The following is a 22990-nucleotide window of genomic DNA, read 5'->3' on the forward strand; positions in this document are numbered from 1 at the left end:
GTTCTGAATTATCACAGGAGTTGTCATGTTTCACGTTTATCACTCAAATCAGCTTGATGTGCTGAAGATTCTGGCGGCTGCGGTGATTAAACATGATCCTCTTGATGATCCTTTCGCTTCAGAAATGGTGCTGGTGCAGAGCCCGGGTATGGCGCAGTGGCTGCAAATGGAGCTGGCGCAAACCTTTGGGATTGCAGCCAATATCGAATTCCCGCTGCCCGCCAGTTTTATCTGGGAGATGTTCGTCCGCGTACTGCCCGATATCCCGGTAGAAAGTGCCTTCAGTAAGGCCAGCATGGGCTGGAAGCTGATGCACCGGCTGCCGGTAATGCTGGAGCATGAAGAATTCACCTCTTTGCGTCACTATCTCCATGACGACGGCGACAAGCGAAAACTGTTTCAGCTCAGCTCCCGCGTGGCCGATCTGTTCGACCAGTATCTGGTCTATCGTGCCGACTGGCTCAACAGCTGGGAGCGCGGCGAAACCATTGAGGGGCTCGGCGATGCTCAGCGCTGGCAGGCCGCACTCTGGCGCGATCTGGTGAGTTATACCCAGGCGCTGCGTCAGCCTGAATGGCACCGTGCCAATCTCTATTCTCGCTTTATCCAGACGCTGGAGCAGGCGAAAAGCACGCCAGAAAACCTGCCTAAGCGGGTCTTCATTTGTGGCATCTCCGCGCTGCCGCCGGTCTATCTGCAGGCGTTACAGGCGCTGGGACGCCACATTGATATCCATTTGCTGTTCACCAATCCCTGCCGCGATTACTGGGGCGACATTCAGGACTATGCGTTTCTGGCGAAACTGCAAAGCCGTCAGCGCCGACGTCATGGAGCAGATGATTCTCGCGGACTCTTCCGGGATGCACAGCAGGCAGCGGCGCTGTTTAACGAGGCTGGCGAACAGCAGCTGACCAACCCTTTGCTCGCCTCATGGGGCAAGCTGGGCCGCGACAACCTGTTTCTGCTCAGTCAGATGGAGTCGAATGACGACATTGATGCGTTTGTGGATGTGGAGCCGGATAACCTGCTGCACTGCATGCAGCACGATCTTCTCAATCTGCAGGATAACGCTGTCATCGGACTGAATGCGGAAGAACTGGCGCACAGCGATCAGAAGCGCCGCCTGGATCCGGATGATCGCTCAATTGCGGTGCAGGTCTGTCACAGCGCCCAGCGTGAAGTCGAAGTGTTGCAGGATCATCTGCTGGCGATGATGGAGGCCGACCCAACGCTGAAAGCGCGTGACATCATCGTCATGGTGGCGGATATCGACGCCTACGCGCCTTTTATTCAGGCCGTGTTCGCCAACGCACCTGCTGATCGCTATCTGCCTTTTGCAATTTCAGATCGCCGTGCCAGTCAGGCTCATCCGGCCATCGTGGCATTTCTTCATCTGCTGGCATTGCCGGACAGCCGTTTTGTCTCCGAGGATGTGCTGGCGCTGCTGGATGTTCCGGCGCTGGCTTCCCACTTCTCAATCGATGAAAGCGGCCTGCGTTTACTGCGGCGCTGGGTCAGCGAATCGGGTGTTCGCTGGGGGCTGGATGATGCCAGCGTAGAAGCCCTTTCACTTCCGATTACCGGCCAGCATACCTGGCGCTTTGGCCTGCAGCGTATGCTGCTGGGCTATGCGATGGAGAGCCACAACGGTGACTGGGAAGGGATTCTGCCTTATGACGAGTCGGGTGGTCTGGTGGGGGAGCTGGCGGGTCATCTGGCAGAGCTGCTCTCACGGCTTAATCACTGGCGACAACGGCTGGCTGAACACCGGCCACTGTCGGACTGGCTGCCCCTGTGCCGGGAACTGCTGAACGCTTTTTTCAGCCCCGATGCAGAAACCGAGGCCGCCTTGCTGCTGGTGGAGGAGCAGTGGCAGCAATTGATTGAATATGGGCTGGATGCGCGGTTTGAAGAGGCGATTCCGGTGGCGTTGTTGCGCGATGATCTGCGCAGCCGGCTTGATCAGCAACGCATTAGCCAGCGATTCCTGGCGGGGCAGATTAACTTCTGTACCCTGATGCCGATGCGCTCCATTCCTTTTCAGCTGGTCTGTCTGCTGGGCATGAACGACGGCGTCTATCCACGCACCTTAGCACCGTTAGGTTTTGATCTGATGCAGCAGCAGTCCCGCAAAGGCGATCGCAGTCGCCGTGATGATGACCGCTATCTGTTCCTGGAGGCGATGATCTCGGCACAGCAGCAGCTCTATATCAGCTATATTGGCCGGGCGATTCAGGACAATACGGAACGCTACCCTTCGGTGCTGGTTACAGAATTGCTGGATTACATTGGACAGAGTTTTTATCTGGACGGTGATAGTCATCTTGAGCTGGATGAGAGTGCCGAACGGGTGCGGATGCATCTGCAGCACCTGCACAGCCGGATGCCGTTTGCTGCGGAGAACTTCCAGCCAGCGGCCAGATTGCAGAGTTTCGCGCGTGAGTGGCTGCCTGCTGCGCAGGGCGCGGGGCAGCGCCAACCTGATTTTGTTCAGCCTCTTGAAACGCCACGCATAGATGCACTGACGCTGGAGGCATTTCTGCGCTTCTGGCGACATCCGGTGCGTGCCTGGTTCCATCAGCGTCTCGGCGTGAGTTTCTGGCTGGAGGAGAACGAACTGCCCGACAGTGAGCCGTTTGCCCTCGACAACCTGGAGCGTTATCAGATCAACGCCCAGTTGCTGAATGCCCTGGTCGAAGGCGAGGATACTCAGCGGCTTTATACGCACCATCGTGCGGCCGGGAATCTGCCTTACGGCGCGTTCGGTGAGCTGTTCTGGCAGGCGCAGCGCGATGAGATGCAGGAAGTGGCGGCAGAAGTGGTGACGCAACGCAGCGAAGGCGAGAGCTGGGAAGTGAATCTGCAACTGGAGCAGGTCAGTTTAACCGGCTGGCTGACGCAGGTGCAGAGTGATGGATTACTTCGCTGGCGGCCTGGCGTGCTCAACATGAACGACGGATTATTACTCTGGCTGGAGCACCTTGTTTACTGCGCGCTGGGCGGAACCGGCAGCAGCCGGATGTTTGGCCGGCAGCAGAGCCGCTGGTCTTTCCTTGCCGTGCCGCAGACAGAAGCGATTGCTGCACTGAATGAGTATGTTGCGGGATATCTCGCCGGTATGCGTCAGCCGCTGATGCTGCTTTCCAAAAGCGGCGGCGCCTGGCTCACTGCCTGTTACGACAAAAAAAGTCAGCAGTTACTGACCGATGAAGCGACGCAGCTCAAAGCGCGTAATCGCCTGCTGACCGCCTGGCAGGGTAACTATCAGGTTGAGGGTGAGGGCGGAGATCCCTATCTGCAACGGCTTTGCCGGGTACTGGACGAGCCACAACTACAGCAGATAACTGAGGCGGCACAGCGCTGGTATTTACCGGTTCTGGCTGCACATCAGGATGATGAATAGCAGGTCAGCGGGCATTTTTGCTTACTGACTCATTACACAAAAATTTTGCTCTGCTTTGAGCCGCCGCGTCCGACATTGGCGGTTTATCGGGAAACGAGAGGGGTTTACATGCGGGTATACGCACGCTGGATAGCGGCGCTACTGTTTAGCCTGGTGGCTTGCACAGCACAGGCGCAGACATCTTCAGGCTGGCAGCCAGTTAACGACACCATTCGCAAAAGTGAACAGGATCCTCGTCACTATCAGGCTATCCGGCTTGATAACGGGATGACGGTGTTACTGGTTTCCGATCCCGTGGCTCCGAAATCGCTGGCGGCGCTGACGCTGCCGATAGGATCGCTGGATGATCCCGATCAGCAGGCGGGGCTGGCGCACTACCTTGAGCATATGGTGCTGATGGGCTCAAAGCACTATCCGCAGCCCGATAACCTGGCTGAATTTCTGAAAAAGCATGGCGGCAGCCACAACGCCAGCACCGCCTCTTACCGCACTGCTTTTTACCTGGAAGTGGAAAATGATTCGCTGGAGCCGGCGGTCGATCGCCTGGCGGATGCGGTCGCTGAGCCACTGCTGGATCCGGTTAACGCTGACCGTGAACGCCATGCCGTGAATGCCGAGCTGACCATGGCGCGCTCGCGTGATGGCCTGCGTATGGCCCAGGTTGGCGCGGAAACCCTGAACCCGGCACATCCGGCGTCACGTTTCTCGGGCGGCAACCTTGAGACCCTGAAAGATAAGCCAGGCAGCAAACTGCACCAGGCGCTGCTGGATTTTTACCACACCCATTACTCTGCCAACCTGATGAAGGCGGTGATCTACAGCAACAAACCCCTGCCGGAAATGGCCTCGATTGCGGCTAAAACCTTTGGTCGGGTGCAAAACCATGACGCCAGCGTACCGGAGATTGCGGTGCCAGTGGTGACCGATGCGCAGCAGGGCATCATCATTCATTACGTTCCGGCCCAACCCCGCAAGCAGCTCAAAATTGAATTCCGTATTGCTAACAACAGCGATCGCTTCCGCAGTAAAACCGACACGCTGATCAGTTACTTAATCAGTAACCGAAGTAAAAACACGCTGACCGACTGGCTGCAAAAACAGGGGCTGGCGGATGGGGTGAACGCGGGCGCAGACCCGATGACCGAACGTAATAGCGGCGTGTTTGCGATTACCGCTTCACTCACAGATAAAGGTCTGGCACAGCGTGACGAAGTGGTGGCGGCGATATTCAGTTACATCAATCTGCTGCGTCAGCAGGCCGATGATAAGCGCTATTTCGACGAAGTCTCACACGTACTGGCGCTGGACTTCCGCTATCCTTCCATCACCCGCGATATGGATTACATCGAATGGCTGGTCGACACCATGCTTCGCGTGCCGGTCGAACACACGCTGGATGCGCCTTATCTGGCAGATCAGTACGATGCCGCCGCGATAAAAGCCCGGCTGGACGAGATGACCCCTGAACATGCGCGCATCTGGTACATCAGCCCGCAGGAGCCGCACAACAAAACGGCCTATTTTGTGGATGCGCCTTATCAGGTTGAGAAGATATCGCCACAAACTGTTGCCGACTGGCAGCAGCGCGCCAGCCAGATTACGCTGGCGATGCCTGTGCTGAATCCGTATATCCCGGATGACTTCACCCTGTTGCCGTCAGACGGTAAAACGTATCAGCATCCGGTGAAGCTGGATAATAACGACGGTATGCGCATTTACTGGATGCCCAGCCGTTATTACGCCAGCGAGCCTAAAGCCGCGATTACGCTGGCGTTACGCAATAAAAATGCCATTAGCGACGCCCGTCAGCAGGTGCTGTTTGGCCTTAATGACTACCTCTCCAGCCTGGCACTGGACGAGCTTAATTCGCAGGCTTCGGTGGGCGGCATCAGCTTCTCAACCGGCGAAGATGAAGGACTGGTGTTCAGCGCCAGTGGTTTCACTCAGCGGCTGCCCGTGCTGCTGAAGAAACTGGTGGAAGGTTATGCCACCTTCCAGCCAACAGAACAGCAACTGGAGCAGGCCAAATCCTGGTATCTCGAGCGGCTGGACGCGGCGGAAAAAGGCAAGGCGTTTGAACAGGCGATTCAGCCGATGCAGCTGCTGTCGCAGCTGCCTTATACCCAGCGCGAAACCCGCCGCAAGCTGGTAAACACTGTCACGCTCAGGGATGTGACGAGCTATCGCGATACGCTGTTCCGGGACGCCACGCCGGAGATGCTGGTGGTGGGTAACCTCAGTGCTGACAGCGTGAAGCAACTGGGGCATGAGCTTAAGCAGCAGATGCAGAGTAATGCGACCCGCGACTGGCGCAGCCAGTATATAGCCATTAAAAAACCGCTGAAAGCCAACCTGCAGCAGCAGGGCAGCAGCACCGACTCCGCCCTTGCCGCGCTCTATGTTCCCCTGGGATACAATGAATATCAGAGCATGGCGCACAGCGCCATGCTGAGCCAGATTGTGCAGCCCTGGTTCTACAATCAGCTGCGGACCAAAGAGCAGCTCGGCTATGCGGTCTTTGCTTTCCAGATGCCAGTGGGTCGCCAGTGGGGTATTGGCTTCCTGCTGCAAAGTAACAGCAAACAACCGGGCTGGCTGTTGCAGCGCTATCAGGCCTTCTATCCACAGGCGGAAAAACGGCTGCGCAGTATGAGTCAGGCTGACTTTGCTCAGTATCAGCAGGCGATGATCAATGATTTGCAGCAGCGTCCTCAGACGCTTTTTGAGGAAGCGGATCGCTTTAGTCGCGATTTTGATCGGCAGAACGATCAATTTGATACCCGGCAAAAAATGACAGAGCAGGTTCAGCGGTTAACCCCGGCCAGCCTGGCTGACTTTTTCCGGCAGGCCGTGATGGAACACAAGGGCATGGTGATGACCTCGCAGATTGCCGGCAATGGCAATGGCAAAATTGAATTTGCCCGCCAGCCTGGCTGGAAAACCTGGAATGAAGTGGCGCAATTGCAGCAGTCGCTGCCGGTAAAAAGTGAGACCCAATGACGCAGTTACCTCCCGTATCGCTGAATCCTTTAACTCTGCCGCTCAGAGGCGAGCGGCTGATTGAGGCGTCAGCGGGCACCGGAAAAACCTTTACCATTGGTCTGCTCTATCTGCGCCTGCTGCTGGGACTGGGCGGAGAAAACGCGTATAGCCGACCGCTGTCGGTAGAAGAAATTTTAGTGGTGACCTTCACCGAGGCCGCCACCGCTGAGCTGCGCGGCCGCATCCGCGAGAATATTCATCAGCTGCGCCTGGCCTGTATCCGCGGTAAAAGCAGCAATCCGATGCACCAGCTACTGCTGGAGCAGATGCCGGATCTGAATCAGGCCGCCGCGCAGTTGCTGGCGGCTGAGCGCCAGATGGACGAAGCCGCCATCTTCACCATTCACGGCTTTTGTCAGCGGATGCTGAATCTCAACGCCTTTGAATCGGGCATGCTGTTCGAGCAGGAACTGATTGAAGATGAGCAGGCGCTGCTGAAGCAGTCGACCGCCGATTTCTGGCGTCGTCAGTGCTATCCACTGACGCTTGATGTGGCGCGAATTATCGCCGCAGAGTGGAGCGGCCCGGACAGCCTGCTGACGACGCTGCGTCCCTGGCTTCAGGGTGAGTCGCCGGGCCTGAAACGTCCGCCCGCCGCTGGTGAGACGCTGGAATCACGCCATGCCCGCAATCTGGCCCGTATTGATGCCATCAAGCAGCAATGGCAGGCGCTTAGCGCCGATGTTGAGGGAATGATCAGCGCATCCGGTGTGGATAAACGCAGTTACAGCAGTAAACACCTGCCCAACTGGGTCGCCCGCGTTACGCAGTGGGCCAGCAGCGAAACGCTGGATTATCAGCTGCCTAAAGAACTGGAACGGTTTGGTCAGCAGGTGCTGGATGAGAAAACCAAAAAGGGTGAAGCGCCACGTCATTCATTGTTTGAGGCAATCGATCAGTTCCTGGCAGAACCGCTGTCGCTGCGGGATGTGATCATTGCGCAGGCGCTGACCGATGTGCGTGCCACGGTTCAGCGTGAGAAACGGTTACGTGCGCTGTTAGGCTTCGACGATCTGCTCAGTAAGCTGGATGAGGCATTGCAGCAGCCGGGCGGCGTTTTGCTGGCAGAAACCATCCGGGCACGCTTCCCGGTGGCCATGATTGATGAATTCCAGGATACCGATCCGCAGCAGTATCGTATCTTTCGTTCGCTCTATATTAATCAGCCGGAACAGGCGCTGTTTCTGATTGGCGATCCCAAGCAGGCCATCTATGCGTTTCGCGGTGCGGATATCTTTACCTATCTGCGTGCCAGAAACGAAGTCAGTGCTCACTACACACTGGATACCAACTGGCGTTCTTCACCCGAGATGGTAGAGAGCGTTAACCGCCTCTTTTCTCAGCTCGATTCGCCTTTCCTGTTCTCAGCGATTCCCTTTCAGCCGGTTATGCCCGCTGCGCCCAATCAGACGTTAAAGCTGATTTTTGACGAGCAGCAACAACCGGCATTACGGTTCTGGCTGCAGCCTGGTGAGGGCGTCGGTAACAGCGATTATCAGCAGTTTATGGCCCAGCAGTGTGCCGCCGATATCAGCCGCTGGCTGGTAGCAGGACAGCAGGGACGCGCCTGCCTGGGCAAAGGCGAGACGCTGAAGCCGGTGCGGGCTTCCGATATCACCGTGCTGGTGCGCAGTCGCAATGAAGCTGGCTTGATCCGCGATGCGCTGAATGCGCTGTCGATTCCTTCGGTCTATCTCTCCAGCCGGGACAGCGTCTATACCACGCCGGAAGCGCGCGAACTGCTCTGGTTACTGCAGGCGATTCAGGCTCCTGAGCAGGAGCGGCTGCTGCGCAGCGCACTGGCGACCTCTGTTTTCGCCATTGATGCGGCGACACTCGACGCGCTGACACAGAATGAACGCGAGTGGGATGCGCTGGTTGAGCAGTTTGCCGTCTGGCAGCAGCTGTGGCACCAGCGCGGTGTATTACCGATGCTGCGTGATGTCATGATTAAGCGGCAGCTGGCGGAAAATATGCTGGCCTCGGAGAATGGGGAACGTCGCCTGACTGACCTGATGCACTTGGGTGAACTCCTCCAGGAAGCTTCAGTACAGCTGGAAAGTCCGCATGCCCTGGTGCGCTTCCTGGCGCAGCAGATTGCCCGACCGAACAGCCAGGCTTCCAGCCAGCAGCTGCGTCTGGAAAGCGACCGTCATCTGGTGCAGATCATCACCATCCACAAATCAAAAGGGCTGCAATATCCGCTGGTCTGGCTGCCTTTTGCCGCCGGGTTCCGCGAGGCAGGCAGCGCGCTCTATCACGATCGCGACAATTTCACGGCACTGCTCGATGTACAGGGCGATGCACAGAGTCTGGCGCTGGCCGAAGAGGAGCGTCTGGCAGAGGATCTGCGTCTGCTCTACGTGGCGCTGACCCGTTCGGTTTATCATTGCAGCGTCGGCATTGCACCGCTGATCAAGGGCACCCGCAAGAAAGAGGGTGAAAGCGATCTGCACAAGAGCGCGCTGGGCTACCTGGTGCAGCAGGGCCAGGCGGCCGATGCGCAGCAGCTCAGCCAGCGGCTCACCGCATTAACTGGTGAAGGTATTGCACTGGTCGAAGCGGGGCTGATGCCGGGTGAAAGATGGCAGGACGCTGAGCAGGGGGATGAGGCATTAAGCAGCCGCGACGTGACCCGCGCGCTGGCGGATGTCTGGCGGGTAACCAGTTACTCCGGCCTGCAACAGCATCACAGCTCGCCGCTGCTGGATGCGCTTCCGAATTTCGATATTGATGCGGCGGGTGAAGAAGAGCGTGGTGAAGAGGCGGCATTGACGCCGCACCACTTTCCACGCGGCGCGGCACCTGGTACCTTCCTGCACGGCCTGTTTGAGTCAATCGACTTTACCGAGCCACCGGATCGCATCTGGCTGGAAGATCAGCTGCAGCATAATGGCTATCCGCTGAGCTGGTTGCCGGTCGTAGAACAGTGGATTGATCGGGTTTTACACACGCCGCTTAACGCGGAGGGGCTGATGCTGTCGGCGATCAAGAGCAGCGAGCGACTGATCGAAATGGAGTTCTATCTGCCGATCAACAATTTGCTGACGGCGGCCGATCTTGACGATCTGCTGCGCCGGCACGACAGCCTCTCTCAGCAGGCCGCTGCCCTGGATTTCCGTCAGGTGCGCGGCATGCTGAAAGGATTTATCGATCTGGTCTTCCGCTGGCAGGGAAAATATTATTTGCTCGATTACAAATCCAACTGGCTGGGTGACAGCCATGCCGCTTACACGCCAGAGGCGATGGCACAGGCGATGATTGGTCATCGCTACGATTTGCAGTATCAGCTCTATACGCTGGCGCTGCATCGCTATCTGCAGCATCGCCTGCCGGACTACCACTATCAGCAACATTTTGGTGGGGTGTTTTATCTGTTTTTACGCGGGATGGATGGCAGCTCACCGGACAACGGCATTTTTGCCACCCGGCCTGACGAAGCCTTTGTGGAAGAGATCGATGCACTGTTTGGTGAAACCGGGGAGATGTTATGAGTGACATGCTGGATCTGTTGCTGCAGGCGGTAGAGAAGCGTCTCCTGCGGCCACTGGATATTCAGTTTGCCCAACTGGTGGCGCCGGAATTACAGCCTGCGCTGTTGCTCGCGGCCGCCTGCGTCAGCGCTGAGGCCGGTGAAGGGCACGTCTGTTTACCGCTGAGCAATCTCAGTGAAGCGAACCTGTTTGCCGGGCGTCAGCCTGCGCTGGCGCAGGCCATCTGGCAGGCGGCTGGCGCGCCGGATGACTGGCCATCACACCTTGCAGACTGGCCGGCGGTCAGTGACGGCGGCCGGGTGACGCCACTGGTGCTGAGTAATCAGCGTTTATATCTGCATCGGCTCTGGCAAAGCGAAGGCCGGGTCGCTGACTTCTTTGCTGCGCAGGAAGTGAAAACCGCGTTTGATATCAGCGCCGCAGGCGAAGTCCTTAATAGCCTGTTTGGCGACCAGCCGGAAAACTGGCAGAAAATCGCTGCGGCCGTGGCGCTGACCCGCAAGACGGCAGTCATTTCCGGCGGGCCGGGCACCGGCAAAACCACCACTGTAGCGAAACTGCTCGCAGCCCTGATTCGCCTGAACCCCGGCACATTACGCATTCAGCTGGCGGCACCGACCGGCAAGGCCGCCGCGCGGCTGACTGAGTCACTGGGCAGGGCACTGCAGGACCTGGCAGTCAGCGACGAAGAACGGCGGCGTTTTCCTGCCGAAGCCACTACGCTTCATCGCCTGCTGGGCGCGCAGCCCGATACCCAGCGGTTGCGCTACCATGCCGGTAATCCATTGCATCTTGATGTGCTGGTGGTGGATGAAGCGTCGATGGTCGATCTCTCAATGATGGCAAAACTGATCGCGGCGCTGCCTGCCCATGCGCGCGTGGTGTTTCTGGGCGATCGCGATCAGCTGGCCTCCGTTGAAGCCGGAGCGGTGCTGGGTGATATCTGTCGCTGTACGGAAAGCGGCTACAGCCTGGCGCGGGCAGAGCAGCTCGCCCTGCTGACTGGCTGCACCCTGCAGGGCAGTGATGATGCGCAGGCACCGGCCGTGCGTGACAGCATCTGTCTGCTGCAGAAAAGTTATCGTTTTGACGCCTCATCCGGCATCGGCCAGCTGGCAAAAGCGATCAATCAGGGTGATGCTGAGCATGTCAGAGCGGTGTTTGCAGCGGCGCATCAGGATATCAGCTATCAGCCGCTGAACAGCGCGGAAGCGTATCAGGCGATGCTGGATGAGATCGCTCAGGGCTATCAGCCTTTCCTGCAACTCATCAGACAGCAGGCATCGCCTGCTGAGGTGATAGCCGCTTTTGGCCGTTATCAGCTACTGTGTGCACTCCGTGATGGGCCATTTGGCGTCCAGGGTCTGAACCAGCGTATTGAGCAGCGACTGATGCAGCTGCAGCGCATCCGGCGTCCCGGTATGGGCAGTCGCTGGTATGAAGGCCGTCCGGTGATGATTACCCGAAATGACAGTGCACTCGGCCTGTTTAACGGCGATATCGGCATTATGCTACGGGATGAAGAGAGCAACCTGAAGGTCTTTTTTCCGCTGCCGGACGGGTCGATTAAAGCGATTCAGCCGAGCCGTTTGCCTTCACATGAAACAGCCTGGGTGATGACAGTGCACAAATCGCAGGGATCGGAATTTGAACACACCGCGCTGGTTATGCCGACACAGTTTCTGCCGGTGCTGACCCGTGAACTGGTCTATACCGCGATTACACGTGCCCGCAAACAACTGACTATTTATAGCGAACCGGGCGTGTTTCAGCGTGCCGTACAGTTGCAAACGCAGCGACGCAGCGGTCTGGTGGATAGACTGGGGGAAACCATTTAAGACGGAAAGGGACAGAGCAACGGGGTGGTGTCTGTCCCTTTATGATTGAATCAGGTGAGGTCGGCCATCAGCACTTTTGAGCGGCGCTGATAGTTATACATCTCTTTTTTACTCTCAGGCAGTGACTCGATATCTACCGGCGTAAAGCCGCGTTCCTGGAACCAATGGATGCTGCGGGTGGTTAACACAAACAGCTTTTCCAGCCCCATCTGCTTTGCCTGCAACGCTACGCGCTGCAACAGCATCTCACCGCGTGAGGAGCTACGATAGTCAGGATGAACCGCCACACATGCCATCTCGCCAATCTTCTCGTCCATAAATGGATAGAGTGCAGCACAGGCGATAGTCAGATTGTCGCGCTGAATAATCGTGAACTTATCGATCTCCATTTCCAGCTGTTCGCGTGAGCGGCGCACCAGAATACCCTGCTGCTCCAGGGGACGAATCAGTTCGAGGATGCCGCCGATATCGTTGATATTGGCGCGACGGATCTGCTCTGCCGACTCCATAACGATCTGCGTACCGATACCGTCGCGAGAGAAGAGCTCCTGCAACAGCGCGCCATCTTCCTGATAACTGATTAAATGGCTACGGCGCACACCACTACGGCAGGCTTTAACCGCGCCACGCAGAAAGCGAACCGTTCCGGAAAGATAGTCGCCTTCCTTTTCAATCTCGTCGATACGGGCCTGCGCGTCATTCGGGAACAGCTCGGAAATGATTTCACCTTCGCTGTTCAGCACGCCCTGTTCAGAGCAGAAGCCGATCATTTTTTCCGCTTTGAGCTTAATCGCCAGTTGGGTGGCCACTTCTTCCGACGTCAGATTAAAGCTTTCGCCGGTCACGGAGACTGCCACCGGCCCCATAAGAACAATGGCATCGTTATCCAGCTGGCGATGAATCGCCTCTTCATCAATACGACGGATGCGCCCGCTGTGACAGTAGTCCACGCCATCATCCACGCCCAGTGGCTGTGAAATAATGAAGTTACCGCTGACCACATTGATATGCGCGCCCTGCAGTGGGGTGTTGTTGAGACTCATTGAAAGGCGGGCTGTAATATCTAACTGCAACCGGCCCGCAGCCTGCTTCACTAATTCCAGCGATTGCGCGTCGGTCACCCGGGTAAATTTATGATAAACCGGCTCCAGCTGCTGCTGGGCAAGGCTGGCATCAATCTGCGGCCGTGCGCCATAAACCACGACCAGGCGGATGCCCAGGCTATGCAGCAGTCCGATATCATTAACGATGCCAGAGAAGTTCTCATGCTCAATTGCTTCGCCACCCAGCATGATGACAAAGGTTTTACCCCGGTGGGCATTGATATAGGGAACGGTATGGCGAAAACCCTGAACCAGTTCGGTACTACGTTCCTTCACGGCCAACCCTCAGTGAATGTTTATTCGTATTTTTTGTATTTTTATGCTTTTGCGCCCGATTTTGCAAGTCTTAATCCTGACGAAAATTTACGTTTTTATGAGTGTCAAAGCCGCTAACAGCCTGCATTATTTAGAGTTTCCGGAGTGACATCATGCTGCGGATTGGATAAAGTTTTTGCCGCCATTTGATTAACTGGCGATTTTTTAGACATAACACAGCAGCTGGAGCGGCATGTCAGACGGTAATTCCCAATTTTCACGCAGACGATTTTTACAGGGGACGGGCGCCTTACTGCTGTTAAGTGTCAGCCGCACAGGGCTGGCGGCGAAAAATCACATTGTGGCGGTGCGTATCTGGCCCTCATCCACCTACTCGCGGATGACGCTGGAGTCCAATGTCGCGCTGAAGTACAAGCAGTTTGCGCTGAGCAATCCCGAACGCCTGGTGATCGATATTCAGGGCCTGCATCTCAATTCGGCCCTGAAAGGGGTGGATAAGCAGGTACGGGTCGACGATCCCTTCATTAAAAATGCGCGGGTCGGCCAGTTCGACAGCAACACGGTGCGTGTCGTTCTTGAGCTGAAGCGCAACGTTGCCCCGAAGATCTTTAATCTCTCGCCGGTCGCCGGAATCAATCACCGGCTGGTGGTTGATCTCTATCCGAGCCAGAATCCGGTAGAAGAGGATCCGCTGCTGGCGTTGCTGAAAGATTATAATCAGGGCGATCTGGAGAAAGATGAAGGTGTGCAGGCACCGTTGCCGGGTAAAGCGGGGCGTGATCGTCCGATCATCATCATGATCGATCCTGGTCACGGCGGGGAAGATCCGGGCGCGCACGGCAAATATAAAACCCGCGAGAAAGATATTGTGCTGAAGATTGGACGGCGGCTAAAAGCGCTAATCGATAAGCAGCCCAACATGAAAGCCTATATGACGCGCAATGAAGATGTCTTTATTCCGCTGCGCGTCAGGGTCGCCAAAGCCCGTAAACAGCGCGCCGATCTCTTTGTGTCGATCCATGCGGATGCCTTTACCAGCCGCGCAGCTCGCGGCTCTTCGGTGTTTGCCTTATCGACCAGCGGCGCCACCTCCGCAGCAGCCCGTTTCCTGGCGCAGACGCAGAATGAATCTGACCTGATTGGCGGTGTCAGCAAAAGCGGTGACCGCTATCTTGATCACACCATGTTCGATATGGTGCAGCGCCAGACGATTCATGACAGCCTGAAGTTTGGAAAAGAGGTGCTGCATCGCATGGGGCGCATCAACCATCTGCACAAACGCACTGTGGATCAGGCCGGATTCGCCGTGCTGAAAGCCCCGGATATCCCGTCCATCCTGGTAGAGACCGCATTTATCAGTAATGTGGAGGAGGAGCGAAAGTTGCGAACCACCCGCTATCAGCATCAGGTTGCGGAGGCGATTCTGGAGGGCATTAAAGCGTATGTGAAAAGTGGGGCGGCACTGGCCCATCGGTAAAGACAGGCGGGTAGCCAGGCTATCCGCGCGATTTTCGGAGCGAAGTGGGGGGCAAAGAAGTATCCGGGAACGGCAGAAACAAAAAAACACCCTTTCAGGTGTTTAAATGATTGGTTGCGGGGGCCGGATTTGAACCGACGACCTTCGGGTTATGAGCCCGACGAGCTACCAGGCTGCTCCACCCCGCGTCCGTATCATACTTTCTTCACATTGTGACTTCTGTAAAACAGCTGCAGAAGTATTGGTTGCGGGGGCCGGATTTGAACCGACGACCTTCGGGTTATGAGCCCGACGAGCTACCAGGCTGCTCCACCCCGCGTCCGTATTGCTTCTATTACTTTTACTTCTCACATTGTGACTTCTGTAAAACGCCTGCAGAAGTATTGGTTGCGGGGGCCGGATTTGAACCGACGACCTTCGGGTTATGAGCCCGACGAGCTACCAGGCTGCTCCACCCCGCGTCCGTGGAAGCGCACTATACTCTCCGCGCTAATTCATGCAACCCCTTTTTGCAGATAAACGTCAAATTAACAGCCAGTTGCTGAAGGATTCAACCATCTGATTAATTATTGAACTGATATGTGCCCGGTCAAAGCGGATGCATTTCATTCTGTCGGGGGCTTTGCTATCGTCGCGGGGCGAACAGTTATAAAAAGAGAAGATAATGAAATCACATTGGGCGAAGTATGCACTCACTGGCGCGTTAATCACGCTGCTGGCGGCCTGTAGCTCTAAACCGACCGATCGCGGTCAGCAATATAAAGATGGAAAACTGGAACAGCCGCTGGCGCTGGTAAATCAGCCCAATGCCAAAGGCGCGCCGGTTAATGGCAAAGACTTTGGCGATCAGGTTCGACAGATTCAGTCCGCCTCATCCGCGCTTTATAGTCGTCAGAACGGGACCTACAGCGCGATTGAAAGCTGGCTGATGGCGGGAGCCGATACCCGACAGCTTCGTCAGTATGGCCTCAACGCCTGGCAGATGGAGGGCACGGATAACTACGGTAACGTGCAGTTCACCGGTTATTATACGCCGGTCGTGGAAGCGCGTTACACCCGTCAGGGCGAGTTCCAGTATCCGATCTACCGCATGCCACCGCGCAAACGCGGTGAAAAATTGCCGAGCCGTGCCTCTATCTATAGTGGCGGACTTGATGACCGCTACGTCATTGCCTACAGCAACTCGCTGATTGACAACTTCATGATGGATGTACAGGGAAGTGGTTATGTCGACTTTGGCGATGGCCGCCCGATGACCTTCTTTGGTTACGCCGGTAAAAATGGCTGGGGTTACCACAGTATTGGTAAAGAGCTGATCGATCGCGGCGAAGTGAAACGCGAAGATATGTCGATGCAGGCGATTCGCCAGTGGGCGCAGGAGCACTCACCACAGGAAGTGCGTGCGTTGCTGGAAACCAATCCGTCATTCGTCTTCTTTAAAGCTGAGCCGTTTACACCAGTGCGCGGTGCCAGCGCCGTTCCGCTGGTTGCGAAAGCTTCCGTTGCCTCTGACCGCTCAATAATTCCGGCGGGTACCGTACTGCTGGCGGAAGTGCCGCAGTTAAATGAAAAGGGCAAATTCAACGGCAAATATGAGATGCGCCTGATGGTGGCGCTCGACGTGGGTGGCGCGATTAAAGGGCAGCACTTTGATATCTATCAGGGCATCGGTCCGGACGCCGCACATCTGGCGGGCTTCTATAATCACTACGGACGCGTCTGGGTGATCAAAGCCGCACCGGGGGCCGGACAGTCGCTGTTCTCCAGCGCGCAAAACGGTCATAATGGTTCACTGCTTCTCGGCGCTAACTAATTTCTTCTCTGCGGGCCTCTGGGCCCGCACGACGTAACAGGTTCAACTATGAAAGTGTTAAACGACGCCTGGCATCAGCGCTTTGGCGGCACGGCGCGTCTCTATGGCCAGGATGCGCTGCAACGTTTTGCTGACGCACACTTCTGCGTCATCGGTATTGGCGGCGTCGGATCCTGGGCGGCGGAAGCATTAGTGCGCACCGGGATTGGTAAAATCACTCTGATTGATATGGATGATGTCTGTATTACCAATACTAACCGACAGCTTCATGCGCTGCAGGGCAACGTCGGCAAAGCTAAAACGGACGTGATGGCAGATCGGCTGCGCGCGATCAATCCTGACTGCGAAGTGATTTGCATAGATGATTTTATTACGCCCGAGAACACTGCCGAACTGATGGCTGCCGGTTTCGACTACGTGATCGACGCTATCGACAGTGTGCGGCCTAAAGCGGCGCTGATCGCCTGGTGTCGCCGGAATAAGATCCCGTTGATCACCACGGGCGGGGCAGGCGGGCAGATTGATCCTACTCAGATCCAGGTAACCGATCTGGCAAAAACCATTCAGGATCCGCTGGCGGCGAAACTGCGCGAACGACTGAAAAGCCTGGGCGTAGTGAAAAACAGCAAAGGCAAACTTGGCATCGACTGTGTTTATTCCACCGAAGCGCTGGTCTATCCGCAGGCAGATGGCAGCGTCTGTGCTTCACGCAGCACGGCAGAAGGACCGAAGAGAATGGATTGTGCATCCGGCTTTGGCGCGGCAACGATGGTCACCGCCACCTTCGGCTTTGTCGCCGTTTCGCATGCGCTGAAGAAGTTTCTGGCGCGCGCCGCACGTCAGGACGCTGTCAGTGCCTGACGCGCGGCATGCCCGACTGCGGTGGCCAGCGCCTGCAGGCCACTGCTGCGGGAGGCGCTGAGCTGGGTGCGCAGGCCCAGTTCATCAAACAGGGCTAAGGGATCGGTGGCCAGCAACTGTTGCGGTGTCTGCCCCTCAACGGCTGTCAGCAGCACGGCCAGCAGGCCTCGCACAATGCGTCCTTCACTGTCACCGTAAAAGTGCATTGAGCCATCCTCACATGACTGGCTGCCCAGCCAGACCCGGTTTTCACACCCGCTGAGTTCAATTTCCGCTGTTTTCAGTTCCTCCGGCAAGGCAGGCAACTGACGACTCAGCTGGATCAGCTGACGATAACGATCCTCCCACTGATGAAAGCGGCCAAAGCTCTCTTTCAGGCTGGCAACGGTAATCTGTTCGCCAAACGGGTGTGGCGCTAACAGCGATGAACACATAATCAAAACTCCGATAACAGCGAGATGGCGCCTTTCATGGCGCGCACCAGCGCATCAACATCCTGCAAACTATTATAGGGGGCAAAAGAAGCCCGCAACGTGCCGCTGACGCCCAGCGCCGCCAGCAACGGCTGCGCACAGTGCTGGCCAGCGCGCAGGGCGATTCCCTGCTCAGCCAGCAGCGTCACCAGATCGCTGGGATGCAGGTCAGCAAATTCAAAAGCCAGCAGGCTGGCGTTGCCCGAACGGAAGCTGCGGAAGCCCGGTAATTCAGCCAGCTGCTCTTCCGCCAGTGAAGCCAGCTGCTGACTCCAGCGCTCAGCTTCTGGCAGGTCGTACTGCGCCAGCCAGCTCAACGCTGCACTCAGGCCTATCACGCCCGCCACATTTGGGGTGCCGGCCTCAAAACGCCATGGCACCGGCTGCGGCGTGAAACCACTGAAATCGACATCCGTGATCATTTTACCGCCGCCCTGCCAGGGCGCCATCGCTTCCAGCAATTCCGCTTTGCCATATAACGCGCCAATACCCATCGGGCCGTAAATCTTATGGCCGGAAAAAGCGTAAAAGTCGATATCCAGCGCCTGTACGTCAGGCGGGCAGTGCACCACGCCCTGCGCGCCATCGACCATCACTTTCGCACCCACAGCGTGCGCCAGCGGAATCGCCTGAGCGAGATCAGGACACCCGCCGGTGACATTCGACATCTGACCGACAGCCAGCAGTCGGGTACGGTTGTTGAGCAGGGCAGGTAGCTGGCTGATATCTGGCAGACGGTCCGACCCCAATGGCCATTTTACGACGCGGGCGCCGCAAGCTTCGGCAGCCATTAGCCAGGGGACCAGGTTGGCGTGGTGTTCAGCCTCGCTAACCACTATCTCATCACCGGGCTGCAGGCGCGGGCGCAACCAGCTGTTCGCCACCAGGTTTATCGCCTCTGTAGTGCCGCGCGTCCAGACAATCTCACGATCGTCTGCGGCGTTAAGCCAGCGGGCAACCTGATTGCGTGCCTGCTCATAGCGATGGGTTAAGGCCTGGGCGGCGGCAAACTGGCTACGATGTACCGTCCCCGCACTGAGGCTGTAAAACTGCTGGGTGCTATCAATAACGGCCTGCGGCTTTAGCGTGGTCGCGGCGCTGTCGAGATAAACGCCGGCGTCGGCGAGCGCGGGAAACTGCTGGCGGAATGCGGCGGGATTAAATGCGGTCATGCCTGGTCCATGATAAGAAAAATTAGGACCACACTGAAAGAATGGTCTGCGTCTGGCAAAGCTGGAAAAGCGCGTTATGCTGAATATTGCAAGGTTTGAACCAAACCCGCATAACTACGCGACGTTTACTAGTCGAACTCACTTATCGGCTGCCTCGGTTAGCGTAACGCGGGTGGTTTGATGCAATCAATCTACAAGGAGATAGCAGATGAAAAAATTAACCGCAGTACTGGCCATGTGTACCCTGGCTTTCACCCTGACTGCCTGTTCAAGCAACTACGTGATGCATACCAATGATGGACGCACCATTGTCGCTGCCGGCAAGCCTAAAGTCGATAACGATACCGGTATGATTAGCTATAAAGATGCGAATGGCAACGAGCAGCAAATCAACCGCTCTGATGTGAAAGAAATGGTCGAGTCTGGCAAGTAATAAGCAAAAAAAAAGCACCGCAATTAGCGGTGCTATTTAAAAATCACTATGGACAGACAGGGTAAATCTACAGGAATTAAGCGCTTGATCCGCAATCGTCGGACCAAAAATTGCAAACACAACATCACGACCACAAGCCAAAAGCTTTCAGAAAATCTGCGAACTCACTCACAATTCTAAAAACTTTTCGTTCCGGCTCAGGAAGTGCGGCAACTATAGGTATTTGCTGGAGGTTCCTCAACGGACAAATTATAATGCCTCGGATTAAAAATTCTAATACGTAAATGCTTTGTATGAGCCTGCGTATTTTTCGCCGATCCGGATACGGTAAAACATGTCGAAACGCCTTCCTCCTCTTAACGCACTGCGTGTTTTTGATGCAGCTGCGCGCCATTTAAGCTTTACCAAAGCCGCTGAAGAGCTGTTTGTCACCCAGGCTGCTGTAAGCCATCAGATTAAATCTCTGGAAGATTTTCTGGGGTTAAAGCTGTTTCGCCGGAGGAATCGTTCGCTGTTACTGACCGAAGAAGGACAAAGTTACTATCTCGATATTAAAGAGATTTTCTCGGCAATAAATGAAGCGACCCGCAAACTGCAGGCGCGTAGTGCCAAAGGTGCGCTGACGGTCAGTTTACTGCCGAGCTTTGCCATTCAGTGGCTGGTTCCCCGGCTCTCCAGCTTTAATATGGCTTATCCGGGAATCGACGTGCGTATCCAGGCGGTTGACCGCGACGAAGAGAAACTGGCCGATGATGTCGATGTGGCGATTTTTTACGGACGAGGAAACTGGCCCGGACTGCGGGTTGAAAAACTCTATGCCGAATATCTGCTGCCGGTCTGTTCGCCGTCACTGATGACAGGCGAGAACCCGCTGAAAACACCCATGGATCTGTCGCGCTTTACTCTGCTGCATGATGCGTCCCGTCGTGAGTGGCAATCGTATATCCGTCAACTGGGACTGCAGCACATCAATGTGCAGCAGGGGCCTATCTTCAGTCACAGCGCCATGGTTCTGCAGGCAGCGATTCATGGTCAGGGCGTGGCGCTGGCGAATAATGTGATGGCGCAGAGTGAAATAGAAGCCGGACGATTAATCTGTCCGTTTAATGACGTATTAGTCAGTAAAAACGCTTTTTATCTGGTTTGTCATGACAGTCAGGCAGAACTGGGTAAAATAGCCGCCTTCCGACAGTGGATCCTGGAAAAAGCTGCAACCGAACAAGAAAAATTCCGTTTCCGCTATCAACAGTAACGTATTGATTTTTTTGCATTCAGATGCAATAGCACCCTGAGGATCGGTTAATGTCCAGTCGTGCCATGTTTGTCTTTGCGGCTATCAGCGGATTTCTGCTGGTGGCTTTTGGCGCATTTGGTGCCCACGTTTTGAGTCAGTCGCTTGGCGCGGCTGAAATGGCCTGGATTCATACCGGGCTGGAATATCAGGCTTATCACACCTTAGCGGTGATGGGACTGGGTGCCGCGATGTTACGCCGCGCCAATATCTGGTTTTACTGGAGCAGTGCGCTGATGGCGCTCGGCACCGTGTTGTTTAGTGGCAGCCTCTATTGTCTGGCACTGTCACACCTGAAGTTTTGGGTTTTTATCACCCCCGTGGGCGGGATCTGCTTCCTTGCCGGTTGGGTATTGATGTTGATTGGCGCTCTGCGTCTTAAACGAAAGGCAGAACGCCATGAATAAAGTTTTACTCTATTGTCGTCCCGGTTTTGAAAAAGAGTGTGCGGCGGAAATCAGCGCCAAAGCGGCGGAACGTGAAATCTACGGCTTTCCCCGTGTTAAAGATGACTCTGGCTACGTGTTGTTTGAGTGCTATCAGTTCGAAGATGCTGACCGTCTGGCGCGTGAGTTGCCATTTGATGAGCTGATCTTTGCGCGCCAGATGCTGGTCGTCGGTGAAATGCTGCGTGACCTGCCACAGGAAGATCGCATTACCCCGATTGTCGGCATGCTGACCGGCGTGGTGGAAAAGGGCGGTGAATTGCGTGTTGAAGTGCCTGACACCAACGAAGCCAAAGAGCTGACCAAATTCTGCCGCAAGTTTACCGTGCCGCTACGTTCAGCACTACGCGAAAGCAAAATTCTGCTGAATTATGAAAGCGCGAAACGCCCGGTCGTGCATGTGTTTTTCATCGCACCTGGCACCTGCTACGTCGGCTACTCCGTTCGGGAAAACAGCTCGCCGTTTTACATGGGTATTCCACGCCTTAAGTTTCCTTCCGATGCGCCAAGCCGTTCCACGCTTAAGCTGGAAGAGGCGTTCCACGTCTTTATTCCTGCAGATGAGTGGGATGAGCGTTTAGCCAGCGGCATGTATGCCGTGGATCTCGGAGCCTGTCCGGGCGGCTGGACCTATCAACTGGTCCAGCGCAGTATGATGGTTTATGCGGTGGACAATGGACCGATGGCGCCGAGCCTTATGGATACCGGGCAGGTGATGCACGAGAAAGCCGATGGATTTAAATTCCGTCCACCACGTACCAACATCAGCTGGCTGGTGTGTGACATGGTGGAGAAGCCGGTTCGCGTAGCTAACCTGATGACCGACTGGCTGGTCAACGGCTGGTGCCGTGAAGCGATCTTCAACCTGAAATTGCCGATGAAAAAGCGTTATGAAGAGGTTACGCAGAATCTGGCAATGATGCAGGAGCGCTTTGATGAGAATGGCATCAACGTGCAGATTCGCGCCCGCCAGCTCTATCATGACCGCGAAGAAGTGACGGTTCATGTGCGCCGTATGTGGGCTGCAACCGGTGGCCGTCGCGACGAACGTTAATCGCCGGGCTGAGTGCAGCTGCACTCAGCCGGTATAACGCAGCGTATTCAGATTCCCCTGCAACACAAGATCCCGCTTCAGCGTAGCTACCTGACGGCTGATTTCTGCCATCTGCTGACCTTCAGCAAGCTTTTCCTGCCATTTTGCGGGCACCTTATCCAGTTGCTGATAGATCCCTTCGAGCGAGTGAAACTCGCTCAGCAGCTGTTTCGCGCTTTTCGGGCCGATACCGGTGATGCCCGGAATTTTACTGCTACTGATGCCGCACAACCCCCAGTAATCGGGCAACAGCTGGGGCGCCACGCCAAACTCAGCGTCGATAAAGGGCAGATCGAGCCAGCGTTTCTGGAAGTAATCACGTATGCGGATCTCGGGTGCCAGCAGCTGACAGTAACCTTTGTCAGTGGAAACAATGGTGGCCTGATGTCCGGCCTGGGCCATTTTTACCGCCAGCGTCGCCGCTAAATCATCTGCCTCATCCTCGCCTGCTATCCAGCAGCTTACGCCTGCGGCGCGAAAGGCGTCCTGTAACGCCGGCATCTCTGCCTGTAAATCCTCGGGCATTGGCGGGCGACCGCTTTTGTAGTCAGGAAGCAGCTGATGCCGCCAGCCCTGATGACGCGCTTCGCCATCAAACACCGCCACGGCGTGGGTAGGGTGGGCGTGACCCAGAACCTGGCGCAGCGCAGCCACGCAGCCCTCGACACAAGGTGAACCTTGTACCGCATGCAGACGGCGAATCAGATTCAACGCGTCAACAATAACAAGATGAAGAGCCATGAGAGTATGGGCAGCCCGGGGGCTGCCTCCTGGT

General features: G+C 56.1%; 15 protein-coding genes and 3 tRNA genes. 11 read left to right on the forward strand and 7 right to left on the reverse strand.

The annotated features are described in order from the left end of the window. The first annotated feature begins 25 nt into the window (after positions 1–25). The 4 genes from recC to recD all read left to right on the forward strand — a co-directional run bounded on the left by recC (position 26) and on the right by recD (position 11777). Complete coding sequence (gene recC / locus ACR8BF_RS04055) at positions 26–3403, forward strand: exodeoxyribonuclease V subunit gamma (protein ID WP_434745579.1); 3378 nt, start codon at positions 26–28, stop codon at positions 3401–3403. Positions 3404–3511: 108 nt separating this feature from the next. Continuing rightward, complete coding sequence (gene ptrA / locus ACR8BF_RS04060) at positions 3512–6403, forward strand: pitrilysin (RefSeq protein ID WP_292987686.1); 2892 nt, start codon at positions 3512–3514, stop codon at positions 6401–6403. Beyond that, positions 6400–9939 (forward strand): exodeoxyribonuclease V subunit beta, encoded by a 3540-nt coding sequence (gene recB / locus ACR8BF_RS04065; RefSeq protein ID WP_434745580.1) that lies wholly within the window; start codon positions 6400–6402, stop codon positions 9937–9939. Before ptrA ends, recB begins: the two co-directional genes overlap by 4 nt. Further along, positions 9936–11777: an exodeoxyribonuclease V subunit alpha gene (gene recD, locus ACR8BF_RS04070; RefSeq protein WP_434745581.1), complete on the forward strand. Its 1842-nt coding sequence runs from the start codon at positions 9936–9938 to the stop codon at positions 11775–11777. The genes recB and recD overlap by 4 nt, the downstream gene beginning before the upstream one ends. 50 nt (positions 11778–11827) lie before the next feature. Here the strand turns inward: recD and argA are convergent, their stop codons facing one another. Then, the gene (gene argA / locus ACR8BF_RS04075) at positions 11828–13156 is read right to left on the reverse strand and encodes an amino-acid N-acetyltransferase (protein WP_003853937.1); all 1329 of its coding nucleotides are present in this window, start codon (positions 13154–13156) and stop codon (positions 11828–11830) included. Positions 13157–13388: 232 nt separating this feature from the next. On the opposite strand from argA, the gene amiC reads away from it, so the two are divergent. Continuing rightward, on the forward strand, positions 13389–14633 hold the full coding sequence (gene amiC, locus ACR8BF_RS04080; protein WP_434745582.1) for an N-acetylmuramoyl-L-alanine amidase AmiC: 1245 nt from the start codon (positions 13389–13391) through the stop codon (positions 14631–14633). Positions 14634–14744: 111 nt separating this feature from the next. On the opposite strand, the gene ACR8BF_RS04085 is transcribed toward amiC, so the two are convergent. The 3 genes from ACR8BF_RS04085 to ACR8BF_RS04095 form a co-directional block, all read right to left on the reverse strand. Beyond that, positions 14745–14821: transfer RNA gene (locus tag ACR8BF_RS04085), tRNA-Met, on the reverse strand. A gap of 54 nt (positions 14822–14875) precedes the next feature. Next, positions 14876–14952: transfer RNA gene (locus ACR8BF_RS04090), tRNA-Met, on the reverse strand. 65 nt (positions 14953–15017) lie between these two features. Further along, positions 15018–15094 (reverse strand) — tRNA-Met (locus ACR8BF_RS04095). Between the two features lie 203 nt (positions 15095–15297). Here ACR8BF_RS04095 and mltA point away from each other — a divergent pair. Together mltA and tcdA are read left to right on the forward strand one after the other, a co-directional pair. Further along, positions 15298–16446 carry a murein transglycosylase A gene (gene mltA / locus ACR8BF_RS04100; protein ID WP_313700984.1) on the forward strand — a complete coding sequence of 383 codons (1149 nt, stop codon included), beginning with the start codon at positions 15298–15300 and terminating at the stop codon, positions 16444–16446. Positions 16447–16494: 48 nt separating this feature from the next. Then, on the forward strand, positions 16495–17307 hold the full coding sequence (gene tcdA, locus ACR8BF_RS04105; protein WP_313700983.1) for a tRNA cyclic N6-threonylcarbamoyladenosine(37) synthase TcdA: 813 nt from the start codon (positions 16495–16497) through the stop codon (positions 17305–17307). On the opposite strand, the gene csdE is transcribed toward tcdA, so the two are convergent. After that, entirely contained in the window at positions 17286–17741 is a 456-nt protein-coding gene (gene csdE / locus ACR8BF_RS04110; protein ID WP_179898457.1) for a cysteine desulfurase sulfur acceptor subunit CsdE, read from the reverse strand. The genes tcdA and csdE overlap by 22 nt on opposite strands. Before the next feature lie 2 nt (positions 17742–17743). After that, positions 17744–18952 carry a cysteine desulfurase CsdA gene (gene csdA / locus ACR8BF_RS04115; RefSeq protein WP_434745583.1) on the reverse strand — a complete coding sequence of 403 codons (1209 nt, stop codon included), beginning with the start codon at positions 18950–18952 and terminating at the stop codon, positions 17744–17746. A gap of 208 nt (positions 18953–19160) precedes the next feature. On the opposite strand from csdA, the gene ACR8BF_RS04120 reads away from it, so the two are divergent. The 4 genes from ACR8BF_RS04120 (at position 19161) to rlmM (ending at position 22176) form a co-directional block, all read left to right on the forward strand. Further along, positions 19161–19385 (forward strand): YgdI/YgdR family lipoprotein, encoded by a 225-nt coding sequence (locus ACR8BF_RS04120; protein ID WP_090965769.1) that lies wholly within the window; start codon positions 19161–19163, stop codon positions 19383–19385. 334 nt (positions 19386–19719) lie between these two features. Then, on the forward strand, positions 19720–20637 hold the full coding sequence (locus ACR8BF_RS04125; RefSeq protein WP_136198173.1) for a transcriptional regulator GcvA: 918 nt from the start codon (positions 19720–19722) through the stop codon (positions 20635–20637). Between the two features lie 50 nt (positions 20638–20687). Further along, the gene (locus ACR8BF_RS04130) at positions 20688–21083 is read left to right on the forward strand and encodes a DUF423 domain-containing protein (protein ID WP_013358901.1); all 396 of its coding nucleotides are present in this window, start codon (positions 20688–20690) and stop codon (positions 21081–21083) included. Further along, positions 21076–22176 (forward strand): 23S rRNA (cytidine(2498)-2'-O)-methyltransferase RlmM, encoded by a 1101-nt coding sequence (gene rlmM, locus ACR8BF_RS04135; protein WP_179898455.1) that lies wholly within the window; start codon positions 21076–21078, stop codon positions 22174–22176. The genes ACR8BF_RS04130 and rlmM overlap by 8 nt, the downstream gene beginning before the upstream one ends. A gap of 24 nt (positions 22177–22200) precedes the next feature. On the opposite strand, the gene xni is transcribed toward rlmM, so the two are convergent. Then, entirely contained in the window at positions 22201–22956 is a 756-nt protein-coding gene (gene xni / locus ACR8BF_RS04140) for a flap endonuclease Xni (protein WP_179898454.1), read from the reverse strand. Positions 22957–22990 lie beyond the last annotated feature (34 nt).

It is taken from the genome of Candidatus Pantoea rara, from assembly GCF_051136265.1.
Taxonomy (GTDB): Bacteria; Pseudomonadota; Gammaproteobacteria; order Enterobacterales; family Enterobacteriaceae; genus Pantoea; species Pantoea rara.